The following is a 21,846-nucleotide window of genomic DNA, read 5'->3' as shown; positions in this document are numbered from 1 at the left end:
CGACATCTCGAAGCGTGGAGAACGGCCGCCTCCACTGTCCTGGAAAGAACCGCAGTTCAGCAGGTCGGGTGACCTGCGAGGTTAAACGCCAAGCTAAGGGCCTCGCCCCTCAAGGGCATCACTGCCCAAGGGCCTCGCCCCTCAAGGGAATCACCGCCCAAAGGCCTCGCCATTCAACGGCCTCGCCAGCCGCGTGGCGGGCCTCCCCCGGTGTACCGGGTCCTCACCCGGTCCCGGCCAGGCCCATCAGCGACGGGTCATCGGCCAGTTCGCGCAGGGCTGCCCGCGAGTCCGGCAGCAGCTTGCTCTCGGTGAGGTCCAGGACGCCGCAGACCGCGCTGACCTCGGCGGCCACCGTCCCGTCCGTCCTGCGGACGGTCTGCTCGATCCGGAAGGTCCGGCCCTCGCCCCATACGAACGCGCAGCTCACGTCGACCTCGTCACCGGCCCGCAGCTCACGCCGGTAGCGGACGGTGGTCTCCAGGGTCACCGGCCCGATGCGCCGGTCCACCATGGCGCTCTGCCGGATGCCGCTCTCCTGGAGCAGCGACCAGCGGGCGTGCTCGGCGTACTGGAGGTAGACGCTCTGGTTGAGATGGCCCTGGGCGTCCGTCTCGTACCCCCGTACGGTGATCCGCACGGCGAACGGTTCCGTCGCGTCCGTCCCGGCCACCGGCTCCCCCGCTCCCCCGCTCCCGCCACCGTCACTCCCACTGCAACTCCCCGCGATCCCTTGGCCATGGCCGTGCCCATCGGTGTCCCACCGTAGGCGCGGGTGATCGGCGCCGGGGGCGTTCCACGTCCGGCACGGGGGAGGCGACGGGCCGCGCTCAAAGGCCCCGGCCGAGGACGGCCGGTGGCGCGGTGCGGGGGCCTCAGGGGCTGCCCGTCTTCAGGCGGAGGTTCCACTTGGCGAGCGGCTTGGAGATGGGCTGGAAGATGGTGACGGTGTCGCCGCCGAAGTTGCCGCAGGTCGCGGCGCCGCCGCCGGAGTGGACGCCGACCGCCATGGGGGCGTTGGGCTGGGTGACGTACGAGCCGCCCGAATCCCCGGCCGCGGAACAGGCGTTGGTGTAGGCGAGCCCGTCGATGATCGTGGTGCCGTAGTCCACGGTCTGGTCGACCCGGGTGATCTCCCCGCAGTGCCAGCCGCTGGACTGCCCCGAGTGGCAGATCGACATCCCGGCCAGGCCCTCCTGCGAGCCGGTGACGGCGACGGGTGCGCCGCCCTGCCCGGCCACCGCCGAGCCGACGGTCCACCCGGGCTGGTCGACCTGGACCAGCCCGAAGTCGCCCTCGTGGCCGTTGACACTGTGGTTGCCGCCCGGATTGGAGGTGCCCATCCGGGTGCCGTCCTTGCCGTACGCGGCCTGGTCGGGCGTCAGGGTGCAGTGACCGGCCGTCAGGAATCCCTCGAATCCTTGCGGGCCGGTCACCGAGAAGCCGATCGAGCAGATGCCCTCGTTGCCGGGCATCCAGCGCTCGCCGCCGACAACCGTGCCACCCTGCTGGCGCGGCGTCTGGTTGGTGCGTTCGACGGTGACCGACACCTTCGCCCGCGTGCCGAGGTCGCGGACGCTCTTCTCGAACGCGGCGGTCCGGCCGGTGTGCTTGGTCCGGTCGACGCGGATCACGAGGCCGTTGGCCCGCTCGTCCACGCCCCAGCCGGTGATCCCGGGGACGCCCTTGCCGACCTGGGCGGCGACCTTCCGCACCAGTGTGCTCAGCGCGGCGCGGCTGTGCCGCACCGTCTTGGGGATCGCACCGGCCGCCCGGACCCGCTGGGCGTCGGCGGGACCGGTCACCGCGACCACGAGCTTGCCGCTCGCCTTGTCGAACCACATCCCGGCGGGCGGCGTGGCGAGCGCCCGGCGGACCGCGGCCGCGGCGCGGTGCGCGTCGGCCTCCTGCGCGAGCCGGGTGCGGACCTCTTCCGCGGTCAGCCGGAGGTCCCGGCGCATCGCGTCGAGCAGACCGCGCGGGGAGGGCTGGGGCGTGGGCTGGGGAAGCGGTACGGAGTGCGCCGGGCCGAACGGGCCGACGGCCGCCATGACGGCGGCGACGGCTGCGCACCGTAGTGCTGCCTTACGGAAGCGGGGTTCCATCGGGGGTCTCCTCGCGGTGTCGGTGGCACGTCGGATCCGATGGGGCGAGCGTGCGGGACACCGATCCGGGCGGCACGAGGAGATCGCCCGCATCATGGGGGGATGACCACCGACCCCAGCCGCCAAGTCCCCGCTGTCCCCGGGCCGGTGGCGTTCGCGGACCTGCCGCCCGCGCTGCACAACGTGACCTACTCGGGCGCCCGCCATCCGGGAGCGACGGCACCTGAATGTCCGTCATACGGAGGGTGGGCGGCGGGGGGAGGGGACGGGGCGCGGGGCGGGAGCGGCACGACCACAGGGCGCGGGGCGGACGGCTTCGGCGGCCTCGGCGGCGACGGTGGCCTCGGTGGCCTCGGTGGCCTCGGTGACTCGGACGGTCCAGGCGGATCCGACGGTTTCGGCGATCTGGCCGAGGGGGCCAACTGCCAGCGCTACGCCTATGCCGTGCTGCGCCACTTCGGGCTGTGGGTCCCGCCGTTGCGCTCGGCGGAGTTGTGGGCGGACACCCGGGCGACGCGACAGGCCGGGCGTCCGCGGCCGCTGGACCTGGTGCTGTTCGACGCCGGGCCGGTCAGGGGACGGCCCGAGGGATACGGGGCGCATGTGGGCGTGCATCTGGGGCTCGACGCGGTGCTGCATCTGTGCCGGGAGGTGGGCCGGCCCGCGGTCTGGCGCTACGGGGACTTCGCGGCCCGGGCGCGGTACGCGCGGTTCCTCGGGGCCAAACGGCTGCGGGGCGCGGCGCCGGGCCGGTGACGTGCGGCGCCGGGCCGGTCACGTACGGCGCCGGGCCGGTCACGTGCGGGGCGGGCCGGTCGGGCAAACAGCGGGAGGGGCGGGCAACCGGCGGGCCGGGCGGGCATCCGGCGGGCGGCTCACGGCAGCCGGCGGAGCGGACCGGGCCGGACTGGACTGGACCGGGCCGGGCCGGGCCGGACTGGACTGGGCCGGGCCGGGCCGGACTGGACTGGACCGGAGCGGGCCGGACTGGACCGAGCCGGGCCGGGACCCGGCCGCGCGCCCGTCCGTCAGAAGCCGCCGCCGTCGAACCCGCCGCCCCCGTCGAAGCCACCGCCGTCGCCGAAGCCGCCGCCGAAGTCGTCGGGGTTGAAGTCGGCGCCGGAGTAGTCACCACCCTCGACGCCCCCGGCCCCGCCGAAGTCGGCGCCGTAGGCGGGGGAGGACATCATGACGTTGCCGAGCAGCGTGCCGACGAGCAGGCCGGGCAGCAGACCGCCGCCGAAGTAGCCGCCGGCCCAGGGGGCGTACGCCGGGCCCGCGTCCCAGTACGGGCGGTCGCCGCTCTCGGTGCGGACGGTGCGGGTCAGCGGCTCGCGGCCGTCGTCCAGCCGGCTCTTGTCCGCGGCGCAGACCGGGACGATGCGTTCGCCGCCGCCGGGCGGGGCCCAGGCGACGTCGACGACGGACGGGCCGTGCCGCGGGTCGAAGAAGCAGGGCAGCCGGCGCTCGGGCAGCGGCCGGCCCTCGCGGCGCGCGGCGAGGGTGGCCAGCGCGAACCGGCCGTCCTCCAGGGCCTGGGTCACCGCCTGTACGTCGCCGGGGTGCTGGGCCGCCGCCATCGCCGATTTGGCGTTCTCGTACGCGTCCAGCGCATGGCTGTAGTCGGCGCGCATCGCGTCGTCGGCGCCGGGCTCGTCGGGCCGGAAGTCGAGCCGGTCGAGTTCCTCGCCGAAGGCGGTGATGTCCTCGTCGACGACGGTCCGCAACTGCTCCAGCGCGGCCCGCTCCTCCTCCTGGCGCCGCCGGCGGTTGCGGCGGGTGATGGCGTACGCGCCTCCGCCGCCGACGACCAGCAGCACGCCGAGGCCGATCGCGGTCCCCGAGTCGAAGCCGGAGCCGCCGGTGCCGCCCCAGGAGTCGGGGGCGTGGCCGCGGGCGGACTGGTTCGCGGTGTCGACGAAGCTGTTCAGCCGCTCGCCGACGGTCGGGTAGGCGGTGCGCTTCACCGAGCCGACGAGGTTCTGCACCGCGCTGTGGGACATCACCCGCGGGTCGGCGCCGGCGTTGAAGCCGTTGCCGAGCTCGACGGCGTAGACCCCGGCGATGCCGACCTTGGTCCGCAGATCGCGGAGCAGGGTGCTGGGCGGGTAGTCCGCGGTGCGCGGCAGCACGGCCACGAAGACCGGCTTGTCGGCATCCTTGATCTTCTTGGCCAGGGCGTCCGCGTCGGCCTTCGAGAACTGTCCCGCAGCGCGCGGATCGACGTAGACCGGGCCCTTCTTCAGGGCGGTCGCGGCATCGTCCAGACCGCCCGCGGCGTGCGCGCCGGGCGCCAGCACGGCGGCCACCGCCAGCAGCGCGGCCACCAGCAGCAGTACGGGTCCGATCAGCGCACGACGAGTTGCGGTGTTCATGGGTTCGACGCTACCCGAACTGCACTTTCAGGACATCACCGGTCGTCGGGTTCACGGCATCACCGGTCGGGTTCACGGCACCGCTGGTCGGGTTCACGGCACCGCTGGTCGGGTTCTCGGCATCAGCGGTCGGGCCCAGGGCATCGCTGGTCGGGTTCACGGCACTGCCGGTCGATTGAGGACACCACCGGTCGGGGTGCCGTGGTCGGCCCGGTCGAGGTCCCGTGATCGGGTCCGGCCGGGGCGCCCTGATCGGTCCGGCCGAGGTGCCCTGATCGGCCCGGTCGGGGCGCCCTGATCGGTCCGGGCGAGGTGCCCTGATCCGGTCCGGTCGCCCGGGATTCTCCTGCGCCGCCGGGCGTCTGTCGCGCCGGGAATGGCCATCGGAGTGGTCGCTCCGCGCGTCGTTTTTGGCGGTGGGAGTGCCGGGGATGCTCCGGCTCGTCCCTCCCCCGAGGAAACGAGGAGACGATGTCCAGGGCGATCTCGATAGCCACGAACCTGGCAGTCGCCGTTGCCGCCACCGCCGTCGGCTGCATGACGGTGGTCACCCTGGCGCCGGGGAACCCGGACGACGGAACGAGCCGGTTCCGGTCCGTGAGCGCCCGGGCCGCGGCTGCCGGACCGGGCGGTTCGGCGGCGCGGGCCGCCACCTCCGCCCTCGGCGTCCACGCCGGTCGTCCGGGCGCCTCCAGGCCGGCCGGACCAGACGCGGTGACCCGGCCGGATGCGGTGACCGGACCCGATGCGGTGGCCGGGACGGATGCGTGGGCCGAGGCGGATGAGGAGGCGGGGGCGGATGTGGGGGTCGTGGCTGGGCGGATCGAGGTGACCGCGCCGCCGGCCGGTCTCAGCTACCGCCCGCACGGCAGCCTCCCGGTCGCCTGGAAGAACAGCACCGGCCGGCAGGTGGACGTCTGGCTCAACGCCGGGATGAGCCACGGCCGGCCGCCGCAGCGGCTGGCCGTGGTGGCGCCCAAGGCGGGTGCCGGGCCGACGGGCGAGGCACTGGTGACACTGCCTCAAGTGCCGCCGGAGCCGCACTACTTCCTGGAGGTGGCCACCGCCGGTGACGGCGCGGTCCATGCGTTCAGCAAGCCCTTCGCCATCACCGGCTGACCGGGTTTAGCACCGGCTGACCGGGGTCGGCACCGGTTGCCCGGGGTCGGCGCCAGCTGACCGGCACTGGCACCGGCTGACCGGGAACACCCCCCGCCCGCCCGGCGTTGTGGGCCCCAAAGGGGGGCGTGCGTCCCCTAGGGGATCTGTTCGCCCGCCCCCTACGGGCCCCACCCGGCGGACTCCACCCGTCGGCCCCGACGGGCCCCAGCCTCCTACGAGCCCCACCCGTCGGGCCCCGCCGGGCCCCACCCGGCGGCCCCCGACGAGCCCCCAACGAGGCCGCCCCCGCCCCTACGGCGCCCCCAAATCGACCAGCGTGGCCAGCGCCGCCCGGTGGTGGCCCGGGGTGCCCAGGGCGAGTTCGGCGCCTTTGGCCCGCTTGAGGAAGAGGTGGGCCGGGTGTTCCCAGGTCATGCCGATTCCGCCGTGCAGCTGGATGCATTCCTCGGCGGCGCGGACCGCGACCGGCGCGCAGTACGCCTGGGCCACGGCCACCGCCACCGGGGCGTCCGGGCTGCCGGTGGCCAGTGCGTCGGCGGCGTTGCGGGCCGCGGCGCGGGCCGAGGCGACGTCCAGCCAGAGGGCGGCCATCCGGTGCTTGAGCACCTGGAACGAGCCCACCGGGCGGCCGAACTGGGTGCGTTCAGCGGTGTGACGCACGGTTTCGGCCAGGCACCACTCGGCGACACCGAGCTGTTCGGAGGCGAGCAGTCCGGCCCCGGTGAGCAGGGCCCGTCCGACGGCTTCCCGGGCCTGGTCGCCGCCGGCCAGCAGGCGGCCGCGGGCCCCGTCGAGGGTGAGGTGGGCCAGGGGCCGGGTGAGGTCGAGCGGGGTGACGCGTTCGGTGTGTACGCCGTCGGCCGAGGCGTCGACGGCGAACAGGGCCGGGCCGTCGGGGCCGCGGGCGGGGACCAGCAGCAGACCGGCGGCCGCGGCGTCGGCGACCGAGGTCACCCGGCCGGTCAGCGTGCCGTCCGCGGCGGCCCGTACGGACGGCTCGGGCGGTCCGGACGCCCCGGACGCCCCGGGCACCTCCGAAGGCCCGGTCGGCGCGGTGGTCAAGGGGACGGCGAGCGCGCCGACGGTGGTGCCGGCGGCGAGCGCGGTCAGGGCCCCGGCCACCTCCGCGTTGTCGTGGTCGCAGCCGAGCAGGGCGGTCACCGCGAGGACCGCGCTGGTCAGATAGGGGACGGGGGCGACGGCGCGGCCCAGTTCCTCCAGGACGACGGCGGCCTCCCGGGCGCTCGCGCCGGCGCCGCCGAGCTTTTCGGGGACCAGCAGCCCGGCGGTGCCGATCTCCGTGGCGAGCGAGCGCCACAGCGCCGCGTCGTAGGGCGTGTCCGACTCGATGGCGGCGAGCACGGTGGCCGGATCGCAGCGGTCGGTGAGCAGGGCCCGTACGGCGTCGCGCAGGGCTGCCTCGTCCTCGGAGTAGAGCAGGTCGGGGTCGGGTGCCGGGGCGGTGGCGGGGCGGGGCTCGGCGGTCATCGGGGGAGGTCCTTCCACGCGACGTCCTTGTCGGTGCGCGGCTCGGGCGGCAGCCCCAGTACGCGTTCGGCGACGATGTTGAGCAGCACTTCGGAGGTGCCTCCTTCGATGGAGTTCCCCTTGGCGCGCAGATAGCGGTAGCCGGCCTCGCGTCCGGTGAAGTCGACGCCTTCGGGGCGGCGCATCGTCCAGTCGTCGTAGGTCAGTCCGTCCTCGCCGAGGAACTCCACCTCCCAGCCGCTGATCTCCTGGGCGAGGTGGGCGAAGGCCAGTTTCATGCCGCTGCCCTCGGGGCCGGGCTGGCCCTTGGTGAGCTGCTGGCGCAGCCGTTCGCCGGTGAGCCGGGCGACCTCGGCGTCCACCCACAGGGTGAGCAGCCGCTGGTGCAGGTCGTGGGTGCGCAGTTCGGGGCGGGCGCGCCAGTCGGCGGCGGCGACGCCGATCATGCCGCCTTCGCGGGGCATCCGGTTGCCGCCGATGGCGACCCGTTCGTTCATCAGCGTGGTCTGGGCGACCTTCCAGCCCTCCCCCACGTCGCCGAGGCGGTGGGTGTCGGGGATGCGGACGCCGGTGAGGAAGACCTCGTTGAACTCGGCCTCGCCGGTGATCTGGCGCAGCGGCCGCACCTCGACGCCGGGGTCGGTCATATCGCAGACGAAGTACGTGATGCCGCGGTGTTTGGGCACGTCGGGGTCGGTGCGGGCGATCAGGATCGCCCAGCGGGCCAGGTGGGCGCTGGAGGTCCACACCTTCTGGCCGTCGACCACCCAGGAGTCGCCGTCCCGTACCGCGCGGGTGGCGAGTGCCGCCAGGTCGGAGCCGGCGCCGGGTTCGCTGAACAGCTGGCACCAGACTTCCTCGCCGGTCCACAGGGGGCGTAGGAAGCGCTGTTTCTGTGCGTCGGTGCCGAAGCGGAGGATGGTCGGTGCGGCCATGCCCAGGCCGATGCCGATCCGGCCGGGGTCGTTGCCGGGGGCGCCGGCGGCGGCCAGTTCGGCGTCCACGACGGCCTGTAGTGAGCGGGGTGCGTCCCGTCCGCCGAGGCCCTCGGGGAAGTGGACCCAGGCGAGTCCGGCGTCGAAGCGGGCGCGCAGGAAGTCCAGCCGGTCGGTGGTGGCGGGAGGGTGCGCGGCGAGCAGGGCGGCGGTGCGGCGGCGGAGGTCTGCGGCGTCGGTCATCGTGCCTCCCCGGTGGCGGGGACGACGACGAGGCGGCCGACGGAGGTGCCGTCGGCGACCCGCTGGACGGCGTCGGCGGCGTCCGTCAGCGGGACCCGGTCGCCGATCAGTGGTTTGACGGCGCCCTGGGCGGCGAGTTCGGTGAGTTCCTTGTGGCAGGCGTCGACGGCGGCCGGGTCCTTGGTGTTGTAGAGGCCCCAATGGAGGCCGAGGATGGTGTAGTTCTTCACCAGGGCGTGGTTGAGGGCGGGGGCGGGGATGGTGCCGCCGGCGAAGCCGACGACGAGGATGCGGCCCTCGAAGGCGATGCACTTGGTGGACTTGGTGTAGGCGTCGCCGCCGACGGGGTCGTAGACGACGTCGGCGCCGCGGCCGGCGGTGGCGTCCTTCACGGCGGCGACGAGGTCGTCCGTGTGCCGGTCGAGGACCAGGTCGCAGCCGAGTTCGCGGGCGGTGCGGGCCTTGTCGGCGCCGCCGACCACGCCGATGACCCGGGCGCCGGCGGCCTTGCCGAGCTGTACGGCGGCGCTGCCGACGCCGCCGGCCGCGGCGTGCACCAGCAGGGTTTCACCGGCCTGGAGGCGGGCCCGGCGGTGCAGGCCGAACCAGCCGGTCTGGTAGCCGATGTGCAGGGCGGCGGCCTCGGCGTCGTCCAGTGCCTCGGGGGCGGGACGTACGGTCGCGGCGTCGGCCACCGCGAGTTCGGCGAAGCCGCCGGCCGGCAGCGGCGGCTGGGCCAGGACCCGGGTGCCGGGCTCCGCGTCGGCCCCCTCGCCCGCGGCGAGCACCTCGCCGCAGATCTCCACGCCGGGGGTGAACGGAAGCGGCGGCCGCACCTGGTACTGGCCGCGGCAGAGCAGGGCGTCGGGGAAGTTGACGTTGGCGGCCCGTACCCGCAGCAGCAGCTGCCCTGGTCCCGGCGCGGGGTCGGGCACCTCTTCCAGCCGCATCACTTCACGCGGTTCGCCGTTCGCGTGTACGCGCCATGCCTTCACCTGGTGCCTCCGGAAGATGTGGGTACGCGGGTGGGGCGGGGGATCCACCGGCTCCCCCGCCACGGGCATACTAAGCGGTCGGTATACCCGGTGGGAACAGGAAATCGGCCCGGTCAGGGAACGGTCTCAGCCTGGTACTCACAGGGGCAGGCTGCGGCTCGCGCGATGGCGGAGACTGGCGGCATGGACGTACCCCAGATCGACGCACCCGCGCTGGACCAGCCCGCCGAGCTGGGCGGTTTCCTGCGCACCCGCCGTGCCCGGCTGCGCCCGGAGGACGTCGGGCTGGTCTCCTACGGAGGGCGGCGCCGGGTCCCCGGCCTGCGCCGCGAGGAGCTGGCGCAGCTGGCCGGCGTCAGTGTCGCGTACTACACGCGGCTGGAGCAGGGGCAGAGCCACCAGGCCTCGGAGGGGGTGCTGGACGCGCTGGCCCGTGCGCTGCGGCTGTCCCCCGACGAGCAGGCGTATCTGCGGGAGCTGGCCCGGCCGGTCCGGGCGCGCCGACGGCCGGCGGTCCGCCACGACAAGGTCCGTCCGGGGGTGCGGCGGCTGCTGGCGGCGGTGGCGGACGTACCGGCGGTGGCGCTCGGGCCGCGCTTCGAAATCCTGGCCTGGAACCGTCTCGGGCACGCGCTGATCGCCGGGCATCTGGACTTCGACAGTCCCGACCGCCCGCTGGACCGGCCCAACGCGCAGCGGATGCTCTTCCTCGACCCGCACACCCGCGAGCTGTACCCGGACCGTGAGGAGGCGCTGCGGCACGCGGTGTCCTCGCTGCGGGTGGCCGCGGGGCAGCGGCCGGACGATCCGCAACTGACCGCGCTGATCGGCGAGTTGTCGATGAAGAGCACGGAGTTCAGCGCGCTGTGGTCGCGGCACGGCGTGAGCAACTGCACCTTCGGCTCCAAGCGGTTCCACCATCCTCTGGTGGGTGAGCTGGTGCTGGACTTCGAGATGATGCAGACGCCGGACGGTTCCGGGCAGGGCGTGCTGATGTACACGGCCGAGGAGGGGTCGCCGTCCGAGGCGGCGCTGCGGCTACTCGCCGCGGAGCGCGGCCCAGACGTCCGGGTCCTCGAACCCGAGCGCCCATAGGCCGGTGCCCCGCACCCCGTACTTGCGCAGGAGCGGCAGGTGGGCGCGGACGCCGCGGGCGTCCTGGTACCAGACCTGGTGCTCGGTGCCGTCCTTGCGGTAGGTGAAGTGCGGGGTGCCGGAGACGGTGTCGAAGAGGTAGTCGGCACTCTCGCGGGCGCGCAGCGCCTCGGCCTCCTTCCAGGTCAGGTGGGCGGCGTGGCCGGTGGTGCCGGTGACCCAGTCCCAGCCGTAGCCGGGGAAGGCGACCTCGATCTTGTGGGGCGGGATGGTGCCGGTGGCGTAGCGCAGGAACGCGTCGTACCAGTCGGTGGCGGACAGCGGTCCCGCATCGCCGCCCGACCAGTGCAGGTCGTAGCCCATGATGCGGACGCAGTCGGCGGAGCGGCCGAGGTGCGCGTAGTCGAAGGCGGTGCCGGTGCCGGTGGTCCGGGCGAGGACGGTGACCACGCATTCCTTGTCGCGGTCGTGCAGTCGCGCGCACAACTCCCGTACCAGGGTGCGGTATCCGGTCCGTACCCGGTCCCGGGTCCGCCGGTCGCCGGTGACCGCCATGGTCTCGTAGTCCAGGTCGATCCCGTCGTACGGGCGGCTCGCGACGAGGTCGAGCAGGGCGGCGAGGTGCGCCCGGCGACGTTCGGGGTCGTGCAGCAGGGCGGACATCCGGTCGGCGTCGAGGGTTTCGGTGACCGTGGGTACGACCTTGATGCCGACGCGGTGCAGGCCGTCGATGACGTCGCGGCGGCCGGCGCCGCCGTGTCCGGTGAGGGTGGTGTCGTCGGACGCCTGGTACCAGAAGGGGCTGACGGTGTGGAGTTGGGAGGCGTGCCGGAGGGCGTCGCGGTAGGAGGCGTCGGTGTCGCCCCAGTAGGGGAGCCAGGCCGAGACGGTGCGGCCGCGGGCCTCGGTGGTGTCCGGCGTGGTGGCGGCGGCCGCGGGGGTGAGCGGTCCGGTGAGCGTCACCGCGGCGAGCAGGAGCGCGAGCCGGCCGCGCGCCCGGGTTCCGGAGACAGGGTCCATGCCCCGAGCCTGACCCGGCGGCTTCGCTGACGCACCGTCAGTGCGGCCGAACGGGAGGGGAGAGGGACCGGGCGGGTGGCGAACGGGCGCGGGGCGGGGCCTGGTTGGCCGCTGCCGTCGTCAGGCCCGTCCCCGCCGCCGTTCAGGTGCGTCCGGCGCGCTGCTGGGCGTCCCGGAGGGTGGCGGACGGGGTGGCCCACCGGGCCCGGACGACCGTGAAGCCGGCCGCTTCGAAGGCGTCGCAGACCTGCTCGTCGTCGTCGACGACATGCCGGATCTCGCGGTGCCGGGCGATCCGGCGCAGGGTCTCCAGCTTGGTGTGCCGGGCCGGGCGCCGGTCGCGGTCGGGTCGCATCCACACCTCGCCCGGCGGCAGGCCGTGCCGGGCGAGCCAGGCCAGGGTGTCGCGGCGGCAGCGCTCGGGGCGGCCGGTGAGGTAGCCGACCTCGCTGTCCTCGGCGCTGCGCAGGGCCAGCGCCACGCCCTCGCCGAGCGGCGGGTCGTCGGTGGCCGCGGCGAAGAAGGCCGGCCAGTCGCGCGGGGTGCGCCGCAGCCAGTGCTGCCGGTGGGCGGTGTCGGCGAGAGTGTTGTCGAGGTCGAAGAGGGCCAGGGGGCGTGGTGTCATGCCGTGGTCGCCTCCTGTCGAGGGGCTCCGCCGTTCCCGTCGGCCGCGCCGGTTCCGGGGCGGGTGACCGCGATCCGGCCGGAGGCGATGCCCTGGGCGAGGGTGAGGCGGTCGTGGGCGAGGTCGGCGCAGGTGGCGGTGTCCATCCGGAGCCGGACGTCGGGGTGTTCGGCGGGGCCGTCGGCGTAGCCGGGGCCGGTGCCGGCGGAGAGCAGGACGTGGAACCGGCCCTCGTCGAGGGTGATGTCGACGATGTCGGTGCCGTCGGTGAAGTGCCCGGCGAGCCGGGTGAGGAGGGGGACCGCGAACCAGTGGGCGCGTACGGCGTCGGTCGGGCGCTTCTCGTCGAGGGCGGGGGCGCCCCAGTCGGCGAGGGCGGTGAGGGCGGGCAGCAGGGCGCGGCCGCGGTCGGTGAGGGCGTAGACGGAGGCGGCGCCGGGCGGGGCGAGCCGGCGGCGGGTGACCAGGCCGTCGCGTTCCATGTCCTTCAGGCGGGAGGCGAGCATGTCCGTGCTGACGCCGGGCAGGTCGGCGTGCAGGTCGGTGTAGCGCCGGGAGCCGCCCAGGAGTTCCCGGACGATGAGGAGCGTCCAGCGGTCGCCCACGGCGTCCAGGGCCCGGGCGACGGCACAGTACTGGTCATAGCTTCGGCGCGGCATGGCTCCAGCATAGACAGAGGTTGGACTTTCCAAGTCGCGACTTGGTAAAACCAAGTACGGTTGTTGACGACGAGTGCTGCCGCACCGCGCGGCGGGTGAGGACCGGGAGGCCGCCGCATGCAGTTCAAGCAGTCCAGCAAGATGGCCGACGTCTGCTACGAGATCCGCGGGCCGGTGATCGAGCACGCGGACGCGCTGGAGGAGGCCGGGCACAGCGTGCTGCGGCTGAACACCGGCAATCCGGCGCTGTTCGGCTTCGAGTGCCCCGAGGAGATCCTCCAGGACGTGATGCGCAACCTCTCCCGCGCACACGGCTACACCGAGTCCCGGGGCATCCTCTCGGCCCGCCGCGCGGTGGCCCAGCACTACCAGCAGAACGGCCTGCCGGACGTCGGCGTCGACGACGTGTACCTCGGCAACGGCGTCTCGGAGCTGGTCTCGATGGCGGTCCAGGCGCTGCTCGACGACGGTGACGAGGTCCTCATCCCGGCCCCCGACTTCCCGCTCTGGACGGCCGTCACCACCCTCGCCGGCGGCAAGGCCGTGCACTACCTCTGCGACGAATCGGCGGACTGGCTGCCGGACCTCGACGACCTGGCCTCGAAGATCACCGACCGGACCCGGGCGATGGTCATCATCAACCCCAACAACCCGACCGGCGCGGTCTATCCGCGCGAGCTGCTGGAGGGCATGCTCGACCTCGCCCGGCGCCACCAGCTGATGGTCTTCGCCGACGAGATCTACGACCGGATCCTCTACGACGACGAGGTCCACCACCACGCCGCGGCGCTCGCCCCCGACCTGGTCTGTCTGACCTTCAGCGGGCTGTCCAAGTCCTACCGGGTGGCCGGCTTCCGCTCCGGCTGGCTGGTGGTCTCCGGCCCCCAGCAGCACGCCGCCGACTACCTGGAGGGCCTGGGCACCCTCGCCTCGATGCGGCTGTGCCCGAACGCGCCCGCGCAGTACGCCATCCAGGCGGCGCTGGGCGGCCGGCAGTCCATCAAGGAGCTGGTACTGCCCGGCGGCCGGCTGCGCGAGCAGCGCGACGTGGCCTGGGAGCGGCTCAACGAGATCCCGGGCGTCTCCTGCGTCAAGCCCAGGGGCGCGCTCTACGCCTTCCCGCGCCTCGACCCGGCCGTCCACAAGATCCACGACGACGAGAAGTTCGTGCTGGACCTCCTGCTGCGGGAGAAGATCCAGGTCGTCCAGGGCACCGGCTTCAACTGGCCGCGCCCGGACCACTTCCGCATCCTCACCCTGCCGCACGCCGACGACCTCGACGCCGCGATCCGCCGGATCGGCCGGTTCCTGGCCGGATACCGCCAGTGAAGCCGGGGGGCCGGCTGCGGCCCCCCGGTTCACCCGAACGGCGGCACCCCTCCCCCCCTCCCCCGCTCCCCCGTCCACCGTCCGCCGGTCCGGCCCGGGGCCGTGGCCGGCGGCGGGAAGGGCCTCCCGGCGCCGCCCGGGCGGTCCGGCACCGTCCGGCAGCCCCTCGGCCCGGACGGCCCGGACGCCCGGTGACGGGCCGTCCTGCCCCACGGGACCACCGCACGGAATCGAACTCGCCCTTGAGCCCGTCGGCCGCAGCCGATTAGGTGGAGGGCGGCAATCACGCCGCCACCCGACAAGGGAGGGGATTCCATGCCCGTTCGTCCCGCGCTATCGGAAGCGGAGCTCGAAGCGCATCTGCGGGGCATCTGCTTCAAGACAGGTCCGCCCCGCCGGATAGGTGTCGAGCTGGAGTGGCTGGTCCACGACGCGTACCGCCCCCGATGTCCGGTCGAACCCGACCGGCTGCGGCACGCGGCCACCACCCTGCGACAGCTCCCCCTCACCTCGCTCCTGACCTTCGAACCCGGCGGCCAGCTGGAGCTCAGCTCGCTGCCCGCCACCTCCCTCAGCGCCTGCATCAAGGCGGTGTCGGCCGATCTCGCGCTGGTCCGCCCGGCCGTACGGGCCCTGGGCCTGGGGCTGGCCGGTCACGGCCACAACCCCTGGCACCCCCCGCACCGGATCCTCACCGACCCCCGCTACAACGCCATGGAGGCGTACTTCGACCGCTGGGGCCCGGCCGGACGGTCCATGATGTGCGGCACCGCCTCCGTGCAGGTGTGCGTGGACGCCGGTCACGAGGAGCCGGGTCCGCTCGGCCTGGGCCGGCGCTGGCTGCTGGCCCATCTGCTGGGCGCCGTGCTGACCGCGGCGTTCGCCAACTCGCCGACCAGCGAGAGGTGTCCCACCGGCTACCGCAGCACCCGCCAGGTCGTGTGGTCCCAGCTCGACCCGGCACGCACCCTCGCCCCGCCACCGGACCTCGACCCGCGCACCGCGTGGGCGGCGTACGTCCTGGACGCGCCGGTGATGTGCATCCGCGCCGACCACGGGCCCTGGGACGCACCGGCGGGGCTCACCTTCCGCGAATGGGTCCGCACCGGGGTGCCCAGACCCCCGACCCAGGAGGACCTCGACTACCACGTCACCACCCTCTTCCCGCCCGTCCGGCCGCGCGGCCACCTGGAGCTGCGCATGATCGACGCCCAGCCCGGGGAGACCGGGTGGACCGTGCCGCTGGCCGTCACGGTCGCGCTGTTCGACGACCCGGAGGCCGCCGAGCGCGCCTACCGCATCGTCAAACCACTGGCGGAGACCGCCGGTTCGCGCCCCGCGCCGCGCAATCCGCTGTGGCGGCGGGCCGCCCGCGCGGGACTGACCGACCCGGAGCTGCACGCCGCAGCGGTGGCCTGCTTCGCCGCCGCGCAGGAGGCGCTGCCCCGGATCGGCGCCCCGCCCGAGGTGTGCGCCGCGGTCGCGGCGTTCACCGAGCGGTACGTGGCACGCGGGCGCTGCCCCGCGGACGACCATCTCGACGCCCTGCACGCCGCCGAGGGCGAACTCCTCCAGGGGAAGGAAGGCCGGCAGTGACCATCGATCCCGAACTCCTTCGTGAACGGGCGGCCTCGGCGCTGCTCGCCGCCCGCGACCGCACCCGTCTGCTCACCACCTGCGTCGAGCACCCCGACCTGGTCGCCCAGCACTCCCCGCTGATGTCCCCGCTGGTGTGGGACCTGGCCCACATCGGCAACCAGGAGGAGCAGTGGCTGCTGCGCACCGTCGGCGGCCGGGAGGCGCTGCGGCCGGACATCGACTCCGTCTACGACGCCTTCGAGCACCCGCGGGCCGCACGCCCCTCCCTGCCGCTGCTGCCGCCCGACGAGGCGCACGGCTACGTCGCCGAGGTCCGCGGCCGGGTGCTGGACGTCCTGGAGCGCACCCCGCTGCACGGCGGTCCGCTGCTGGACGCCGGCTTCGCCTTCGGCATGATCGCCCAGCACGAGCAGCAGCACGACGAGACCATGCTCATCACGCACCAGCTGCGCCGCGGCCCCGCCGTGCTCACCGCGCCCGAGCCGCCGCCCGCCCCCGACGACCTGCCGCCGTCCGAAGTCCTGGTTCCCGGCGGTCCGTTCACCATGGGCACCTCCGCCGAACCCTGGGCACTGGACAACGAGCGGCCCGCGCACCGCCGTCCGGTACCGGCGTTCCTGATCGACACCACACCGGTCAGCAACGGCGCCTATCAGCGGTTCATCGAGGACGGCGGCTATCAGGAGCCGCGCTGGTGGGCACCCGAGGGCTGGGCGCAGGTCCAGGAACACACACTGCGCGCCCCGCTGTTCTGGAAGCGGGACAGCGGCCAGTGGCTGCGGCGCAGATTCGGGGTGACCGAGCCGGTCCCGCCGGACGAGCCGGTGCTGCACGTCAGCTGGTACGAGGCGGACGCCTACGCCCGCTGGGCCGGCCGGCGACTGCCGACCGAGGCGGAGTGGGAGAAGGCCGCCCGGTTCGACCCGGCCACCGGCCGGTCGATGCGCTACCCGTGGGGTGACGAGGACCCCACGCCGGAGCGCGCCAACCTCGGCCAGCGGCATCTGCGGCCCGCCGGCATCGGCAGCTATCCCCAGGGCGCGTCACCGCTCGGCGTCCGGCAGCTGATCGGCGACGTGTGGGAGTGGACGGCCAGCGACTTCCTGCCGTACCCGGGCTTCGCCGCCTTCCCCTACCGGGAGTACTCCGAGGTGTTCTTCGGCGACGGGTACAAGGTGCTGCGCGGCGGTTCCTTCGCGGTCGACCCGGTCGCCTGCCGGGGCACCTTCCGCAACTGGGACCTGCCGGTCCGGCGGCAGATCTTCTCCGGGTTCCGCACCGCCCGGGACGCCGGACCGGAGGGGGCCGCATGAGGCCGGGGCGACGGACGGCCGGGGAGGCGATCGCCTGATGTGCCGTCATATCGCTTATCTGGGGCCGCCGGTGCCCTTCGGGCAGATCGTGCTGGAGCCGCCGCACGGCCTGTACCGGCAGTCGTGGGCGCCGCGCCACCAGAAGCACGGCACGGTCAACGCGGACGGGTTCGGCGTCGGCTGGTACGCGCCGGGCGACCCGGTCCCGGCGCGGTACCGCAGGGCCGGGCCGATCTGGGCCGACGACCAACTGCCCGACCTGGCCCGGGTGGTGCGCACCGGTGCGCTGCTGGCGGCCGTACGGGACGCCACCGTCGCCGGGCCGGACGCCGAGGCGGCGGCCGCGCCGTTCGCCGGGGACGGCTACCTGTTCAGCCACAACGGTGCGGTGGCCGGCTGGCCGGACTCCGTCGCGCCGCTGGCCGCCGGGCTGGCACCGGAGGAGCTGCTGCGCCTGCAGGCGCGCTGTGACGCGGCGTTCGTCTGGGCGCTGGTACGGCACCGGCTGACCCGCGGCGACGAACTCGGGGACGCGCTGGCCGACACCGTCGCGGCCGTCGCCGGGGCCGCCCCCGGCTCCCGGCTCAACCTGCTGCTGACCGACGGCAGCACCATCGCCGCCACCTCCTGGGGCGACACGCTGTACCACCTGGCCATTCCGGGCGGCGGCCGGGTGGTCGCCGCCGAACCCTACGACGATTCCCCCCACTGGACCGAGGTCCCCGACCGCACCCTGCTGCGCGCCACCCGGGCCGACGTCCACCTCACCCCGCTCAAGGAGCCCGCCACGTGAGCCCGCTCAGCATCACCCGCATCCTCCCCGCCGACGCCACCGCGGCCGCGCTGCGCGCCGACGTCGCCCAGGGCCTGTCCGACGCGCCCAAACACCTGCCGCCCAAGTGGTTCTACGACGCCCGCGGCAGCGAACTCTTCGAAGAGATCACCAAACTGCCCGACTACTACCCGACCCGCGCCGAACGGGAGATCCTGCTCACCCGCGCCGACCACATCGCCGCGGCCACCAACGCCCGCACCTTGATCGAGCTGGGCTCCGGGTCGTCCGACAAGACCCGCCACCTCATCGGCGCGCTGAGCGGACTGCACACCTACCTCCCGATCGACGTCAGCGAGTCCGCGCTGACCGCGGCCGGCGAGGCGCTGCTCGCCGGGCATCCCGGCCTGACCGTGCACGCCCTGGTCGCCGACTTCCAGCAGGGCATGACGCTGCCCGAGACGCCCGGGCCGCGGCTGCTGGCGTTCCTCGGCGGCACCATCGGCAACCTCCTTCCCGAGGAGCGGGCCGCGTTCCTCGCGTCGGTGCACGACCTGCTGTCCCCGGGCGACGCCCTGCTGCTCGGCACCGACCTGGTCAAGGACGAGACGACGCTGGTCGCCGCGTACGACGATCCGCAGGGCGTCACGGCCGCCTTCAACAAGAACGTCCTGGAGGTCATCAACCGCGAGCTGGACGGCGATTTCGATCCGGCGGACTTCGACCACGTCGCGGTGTGGAACGCCGCGGAGGAGTGGATCGAGATGCGGCTGCGGGCGCGCCGGGACGTGACCGTGAAGGTCCCCGGCGTGGACCTGGCGGTGCCCTTCACGGCCGGTGAGGACATCCGCACCGAGGTCTCGGCCAAGTTCCGCCAGGAGGGCGTGCGTGCCGAACTCGCCGCCGCACGGCTGGAGTTGACCAACTGGTGGACGGACAGCGCGGACCGCTTCGCGCTGTCCCTCGCGTTCCGCGCCTGATACGGCCCGGTAGGGGCGGATACGTACGAGGACGGTTCCGGCCGGTGTGCCCCGGGGTGCGCCGGCCGGGTGCCGTCCGCGCGGGCGGTGTGGTTCCATGCCCCGGACGCACGTGCGTATGCGACGGGCAGGGGTGGCGGCATGGGGCTGGGGCTCGACCGGCGGGGGTTTCTCAGGGGCGCGGCCGGACTGTCGGCCGCCGGGGTGCTGTCGGGCGCCGGCAGCGGGCGGTTCACGGCCGGTGCGGCCGAGCGGAGGACGGCGGGGCACCGCGCGCCGTCCGTACAGGACTGGATGTCCGCGCTCCCCGACACCGCACCACTGGCACATCTGACGATCCCCGGCACGCACGACTCCGGGGCGCGCTACGGCGGCCCCTGGGTCGCCTGCCAGAACACCCCGGTCGACGCCCAGCTGGCCGGCGGCATCCGCTTCCTGGACGTCCGCTGCCGGGCCGTCGACAACGTCTTCGCGATCCATCACGGCGCGTTCTACCAGCAGCTGATGTTCGGCGACGTGCTCAACTCCTGCCGCGCGTTCCTCGCCGCCCACCCGTCCGAGACGGTGCTGATGCGGGTCAAGCAGGAGTACTCGGAGGTCTCCGCCGAGGAGTTCCGCCGGATCTTCGTCGGCTACCTGGACGACAAGGGCTACCGCTCGCTGTTCCGGCTGGACGCCGGGCTGCCCGCGCTCGGTGCGGCGCGCGGCAGGGTCGTGCTGCTGGCGGACTCCGACGGGCTCGGCGGGGTCCGCTACGGCGATCCCCAGGTGTTCGACATCCAGGACGACTACATGGCCGAGCCGTTCGGGAAGTACCCCAAGATCGAGGCGCAGTTCCGCAAGGCCGTCACCCAGCCCGGCAAGCTCTTCGTCAACTACGTCAGCACCGCCGCGCTGCTCCCGCCGCGCTCGAACGCCGACCGCCTCAACCCGCAGGTCAAGACGCTGCTGGAGGGTGCGGGCAGCGGCTGGACGGGTCTGGGCATCGTCCCGATGGACTTCCCGAACGAGTGCGGCCTGGCCGAGACGCTGATCCGGCACAACCCGGGCCTGCGGTTCACCCGACCGGTCCAGCGCTAGGCGTCCGGCCGGCCGTCCTGCCGCAGACTGAGGGACATGTCCCCTTCCGGACGGCCCCATGTCCCGCAGCGGCTGCCGGTGGCTCTCGGGCTGCTCACCGTGGTCGTGGGCAGTACGGCGCTGACACTGGGCCTGCCCGCGCGCGACCCCTTCCTGGCCGCCGGGGACAGCACCACCGGCTCGTACCTGGCCACCCGCGCGGACGGGGACCAGGCCGCCGCCGCGCTGCTCGCCGGGCCCTACCGGGAGCGGCCGGGCCCGCCGGTGGCCGTCCTGCGCGCCGGACGGACCGGCGGCGGGGCGCGTGCCGCGCTGCCGGCGTCCCGGCCGCTGGTGGCCGCCCCGGCGGCACCCTCCCCGGCGATCGGTGCGCTCTTCTCGCCCGGCGAGGACGGCGACCCGGCGCACCACTGCACGGCGAGCGTGGTGCACTCCCCCGCCGCCGACCTGGTCGTCACCGCCGCGCACTGTGTGCACGACGGCGGGTTCCGCACCCGGCTGGTGTTCGTGCCCGGCCTGCACGACGGGATCGCGCCGTACGGCCTGTGGGTGCCCACCCGCATCCACGTCGACCCCCGGTGGATCAGCGACCGGGACCCGGACCACGACGTGGCGTTCCTGCGCGTGCGCCGGGCCGGACAGGGCGGCGGCCGGATAGCGGACCTCACCGGCGCCGAACGGATCCGGTTCGGCGTGCCGGCCGGGCGCCCGGCACTGCTGACCGGCTACCCCGCCGACCGGGACGCCCCGGTCAGCTGCCGGCACACCACCGAGGCCGAGAGCGCGACCCAACTCCGCTTCCCCTGCCCGGGATTCCCGAACGGCACCAGCGGCGGCCCGCTGCTCACCGATCTCGATCCGGCCACCGGCACCGGAGTACTGATCGGGGTGATCGGCGGGCTCGACGAGGGCGGCGACGACTTCGTCTCGTACAGCAGCCGGTTCGGTGCGGACGTGGCCGCGCTCTACCGGCGGGCCGTCGCGGAGCCGGCCCCGACGCCGGGCGTCAGGCCCCGCGCGACACCACGGTCTTGAGGACGGACGGCAGCGGGTACCAGTCGGCGGTGGCGAAACTGGCGTGTGCGGCGGCGAGTTGATCGACCCGGGCGAGCGCCTGTGCCTCGGTGGGGTGAGTGGCGTCGATGGCCGGGGGCACGTTGTGCGCGTCGGTCATGATGAGGAGGTAGTGCCGGCGGTCGTACCAGGCGGTGTCGATGGTGCCGTTCAGATAGGTCGCGGCGTCGCCGTCGAAGACCACGAACCAGGGGCGCAGCGCCGGGTCCTGGTAGCGGTCGCGGGGGTCGCCGGCGGCCGCGCCGTGCACCGCGGGGAAGGCCGCCGACTGCGCGAGCTTCCCCTGCGCGGCGAGGTCCTTGAGGTGGGTGGCGTACTCGACGTCGGTCCAGAGCTTGTCGAGCGGGTTGCTCTCCTCAAGGGTGCCCGGTATCAGCTCGAACAGGAACTTCCCGGCCAGGGCGTCGCGCGCGGGCCAGCCGCCGGCCCGGACCGCCTCGTCGGGCGTGGCGTGGCCCGCGGTGAGGTCACCGGGGCCGTAGACGGCGTCGCCGAGCTTCTGGCGCACCAGCGCGTCGAACTCGGCCGGTCCGCGGCCGCCCTTGGCGTTGAAGCCGTCCTTCAGCTCGACCTTGACGAGGATGGGGCGGTGGCCGGGGTGGGCGTCGTGCCAGGCCTTCATGTCGGCGAGGCAGCCGGCGAAGTCCTTGTTGGTGGCCCCGGTCCGCAGTTCGGAGGCGTTCGCCGCGCCCTCGCAGTTGCTGTTGTTGCCGATCGGGTTGCTGTGGCTGACCCGCCAGGAGCGGCCGAACCCGTTGGTCCAGAGGTCGAGTTCGAGCAGTGCGGCGCCGGAGTCCAGCGCGTCCGCGAAGTAGGGGTACTTCTCCTTGTCGTAGGCGTTGTGGACGCCCACGGACGTGCTGGTGCCGTACGTCAGACCGGCCGGCTCGGCGCCTGCCGGCGCGGACACCGCCACCACCGCGGCCGCCGCCGCGGCGACCGTCCCCACACACCGCTTCCCGTTCATGTTCCCCGCTTTCCGTGGTCCCTCGGCGCCCGGCAGGTCGGCCCGGACGCCGATCGACCGGCCGGGCGGC

Annotated in this window: 21 protein-coding genes; 10 read left to right on the top strand and 11 right to left on the bottom strand. The window is 74.2% G+C overall.

Going from position 1 to position 21,846, the window contains the following annotated elements; translation table 11 throughout:
- Nucleotides 1–223 precede the first annotated feature (223 nt).
- Together AB0G35_RS10135 and AB0G35_RS10130 are read right to left on the bottom strand one after the other, a co-directional pair.
- Nucleotides 224–673: an acyl-CoA thioesterase gene (locus tag AB0G35_RS10135; protein ID WP_360946685.1), complete on the bottom strand. Its 450-nt coding sequence runs from the start codon at nucleotides 671–673 to the stop codon at nucleotides 224–226.
- A 202-nt stretch (nucleotides 674–875) separates the two neighbouring features.
- Nucleotides 876–2,105, bottom strand: coding sequence for a S1 family peptidase (locus AB0G35_RS10130; protein ID WP_360946682.1), 1,230 nt, complete (start codon nucleotides 2,103–2,105; stop codon nucleotides 876–878).
- A 102-nt stretch (nucleotides 2,106–2,207) separates the two neighbouring features.
- Between AB0G35_RS10130 and AB0G35_RS10125 the strand changes: the two genes are divergently transcribed.
- Nucleotides 2,208–2,861 (top strand): cell wall hydrolase, encoded by a 654-nt coding sequence (locus AB0G35_RS10125; RefSeq protein WP_360946679.1) that lies wholly within the window; start codon nucleotides 2,208–2,210, stop codon nucleotides 2,859–2,861.
- A 272-nt stretch (nucleotides 2,862–3,133) separates the two neighbouring features.
- On the opposite strand, the gene AB0G35_RS10120 is transcribed toward AB0G35_RS10125, so the two are convergent.
- Nucleotides 3,134–4,480: a hypothetical protein gene (locus AB0G35_RS10120; protein ID WP_360946676.1), complete on the bottom strand. Its 1,347-nt coding sequence runs from the start codon at nucleotides 4,478–4,480 to the stop codon at nucleotides 3,134–3,136.
- A 10-nt stretch (nucleotides 4,481–4,490) separates the two neighbouring features.
- Nucleotides 4,491–4,640 carry a hypothetical protein gene (locus AB0G35_RS10115; RefSeq protein WP_360946673.1) on the bottom strand — a complete coding sequence of 50 codons (150 nt, stop codon included), beginning with the start codon at nucleotides 4,638–4,640 and terminating at the stop codon, nucleotides 4,491–4,493.
- A gap of 311 nt (nucleotides 4,641–4,951) precedes the next feature.
- On the opposite strand from AB0G35_RS10115, the gene AB0G35_RS10110 reads away from it, so the two are divergent.
- Complete coding sequence (locus tag AB0G35_RS10110; protein WP_360946670.1) at nucleotides 4,952–5,599, top strand: hypothetical protein; 648 nt, start codon at nucleotides 4,952–4,954, stop codon at nucleotides 5,597–5,599.
- Between the two features lie 294 nt (nucleotides 5,600–5,893).
- Here AB0G35_RS10110 and AB0G35_RS10105 read toward each other — a convergent pair whose 3' ends face one another.
- From AB0G35_RS10105 to AB0G35_RS10095, 3 genes are read right to left on the bottom strand one after another with little or no spacing between them, the layout of a single operon-like run.
- Nucleotides 5,894–7,090 (bottom strand): acyl-CoA dehydrogenase family protein, encoded by a 1,197-nt coding sequence (locus AB0G35_RS10105; RefSeq protein WP_360946667.1) that lies wholly within the window; start codon nucleotides 7,088–7,090, stop codon nucleotides 5,894–5,896.
- Nucleotides 7,087–8,268 (bottom strand): acyl-CoA dehydrogenase family protein, encoded by a 1,182-nt coding sequence (locus AB0G35_RS10100; RefSeq protein WP_360946664.1) that lies wholly within the window; start codon nucleotides 8,266–8,268, stop codon nucleotides 7,087–7,089. Before AB0G35_RS10100 ends, AB0G35_RS10105 begins: the two co-directional genes overlap by 4 nt.
- The gene (locus AB0G35_RS10095) at nucleotides 8,265–9,263 is read right to left on the bottom strand and encodes an NADPH:quinone oxidoreductase family protein (RefSeq protein ID WP_360946661.1); all 999 of its coding nucleotides are present in this window, start codon (nucleotides 9,261–9,263) and stop codon (nucleotides 8,265–8,267) included. Before AB0G35_RS10095 ends, AB0G35_RS10100 begins: the two co-directional genes overlap by 4 nt.
- Before the next feature lie 183 nt (nucleotides 9,264–9,446).
- Between AB0G35_RS10095 and AB0G35_RS10090 the strand changes: the two genes are divergently transcribed.
- Entirely contained in the window at nucleotides 9,447–10,358 is a 912-nt protein-coding gene (locus AB0G35_RS10090; RefSeq protein WP_360946658.1) for a helix-turn-helix transcriptional regulator, read from the top strand.
- On the opposite strand, the gene AB0G35_RS10085 is transcribed toward AB0G35_RS10090, so the two are convergent.
- From AB0G35_RS10085 to AB0G35_RS10075, 3 genes are all read right to left on the bottom strand, one after another.
- Entirely contained in the window at nucleotides 10,302–11,378 is a 1,077-nt protein-coding gene (locus AB0G35_RS10085) for a glycosyl hydrolase family 18 protein (protein WP_360946655.1), read from the bottom strand. The two genes, AB0G35_RS10090 and AB0G35_RS10085, sit on opposite strands and share 57 nt — an antisense overlap.
- A 142-nt stretch (nucleotides 11,379–11,520) precedes the next feature.
- The gene (locus AB0G35_RS10080; protein ID WP_360946652.1) at nucleotides 11,521–12,003 is read right to left on the bottom strand and encodes a hypothetical protein; all 483 of its coding nucleotides are present in this window, start codon (nucleotides 12,001–12,003) and stop codon (nucleotides 11,521–11,523) included.
- Complete coding sequence (locus tag AB0G35_RS10075; RefSeq protein WP_360946649.1) at nucleotides 12,000–12,662, bottom strand: helix-turn-helix domain-containing protein; 663 nt, start codon at nucleotides 12,660–12,662, stop codon at nucleotides 12,000–12,002. The genes AB0G35_RS10080 and AB0G35_RS10075 overlap by 4 nt, the downstream gene beginning before the upstream one ends.
- Before the next feature lie 117 nt (nucleotides 12,663–12,779).
- Here AB0G35_RS10075 and AB0G35_RS10070 point away from each other — a divergent pair, with 117 nt between their 5' ends.
- The 7 genes from AB0G35_RS10070 (at nucleotide 12,780) to AB0G35_RS10040 (ending at nucleotide 20,770) form a co-directional block, all read left to right on the top strand.
- The gene (locus AB0G35_RS10070) at nucleotides 12,780–13,991 is read left to right on the top strand and encodes a pyridoxal phosphate-dependent aminotransferase (RefSeq protein WP_360946646.1); all 1,212 of its coding nucleotides are present in this window, start codon (nucleotides 12,780–12,782) and stop codon (nucleotides 13,989–13,991) included.
- A gap of 315 nt (nucleotides 13,992–14,306) precedes the next feature.
- The gene (gene egtA, locus AB0G35_RS10065; RefSeq protein ID WP_360946643.1) at nucleotides 14,307–15,587 is read left to right on the top strand and encodes an ergothioneine biosynthesis glutamate--cysteine ligase EgtA; all 1,281 of its coding nucleotides are present in this window, start codon (nucleotides 14,307–14,309) and stop codon (nucleotides 15,585–15,587) included.
- A complete protein-coding gene (gene egtB / locus AB0G35_RS10060) occupies nucleotides 15,584–16,903 on the top strand; it encodes an ergothioneine biosynthesis protein EgtB (protein ID WP_360946640.1) in 1,320 nt (439 codons plus the stop codon). The genes egtA and egtB overlap by 4 nt, the downstream gene beginning before the upstream one ends.
- Nucleotides 16,904–16,940: 37 nt before the next feature.
- On the top strand, nucleotides 16,941–17,696 hold the full coding sequence (gene egtC, locus AB0G35_RS10055) for an ergothioneine biosynthesis protein EgtC (RefSeq protein WP_360946637.1): 756 nt from the start codon (nucleotides 16,941–16,943) through the stop codon (nucleotides 17,694–17,696).
- On the top strand, nucleotides 17,693–18,655 hold the full coding sequence (gene egtD, locus AB0G35_RS10050; protein WP_360946634.1) for an L-histidine N(alpha)-methyltransferase: 963 nt from the start codon (nucleotides 17,693–17,695) through the stop codon (nucleotides 18,653–18,655). The genes egtC and egtD overlap by 4 nt, the downstream gene beginning before the upstream one ends.
- A 141-nt stretch (nucleotides 18,656–18,796) precedes the next feature.
- Nucleotides 18,797–19,735: a phosphatidylinositol-specific phospholipase C gene (locus AB0G35_RS10045; protein WP_360946631.1), complete on the top strand. Its 939-nt coding sequence runs from the start codon at nucleotides 18,797–18,799 to the stop codon at nucleotides 19,733–19,735.
- A gap of 36 nt (nucleotides 19,736–19,771) precedes the next feature.
- On the top strand, nucleotides 19,772–20,770 hold the full coding sequence (locus AB0G35_RS10040; protein WP_360946628.1) for a serine protease: 999 nt from the start codon (nucleotides 19,772–19,774) through the stop codon (nucleotides 20,768–20,770).
- Here AB0G35_RS10040 and AB0G35_RS10035 read toward each other — a convergent pair.
- Nucleotides 20,742–21,776 carry a phosphatidylinositol-specific phospholipase C domain-containing protein gene (locus AB0G35_RS10035; RefSeq protein WP_360946625.1) on the bottom strand — a complete coding sequence of 345 codons (1,035 nt, stop codon included), beginning with the start codon at nucleotides 21,774–21,776 and terminating at the stop codon, nucleotides 20,742–20,744. The genes AB0G35_RS10040 and AB0G35_RS10035 overlap by 29 nt on opposite strands.
- Between the last annotated feature and the right edge of the window lie 70 nt (nucleotides 21,777–21,846).

Origin of the sequence: Streptomyces sp. NPDC021749, assembly GCF_040640655.1 — a bacterium.
In the GTDB taxonomy this organism is placed as follows: Bacteria; Actinomycetota; Actinomycetes; order Streptomycetales; family Streptomycetaceae; genus Streptomyces.
The sequence above is the reverse complement of the archived record's forward strand: the minus strand, read 5'-3'. Positions and strand labels throughout refer to the sequence as shown.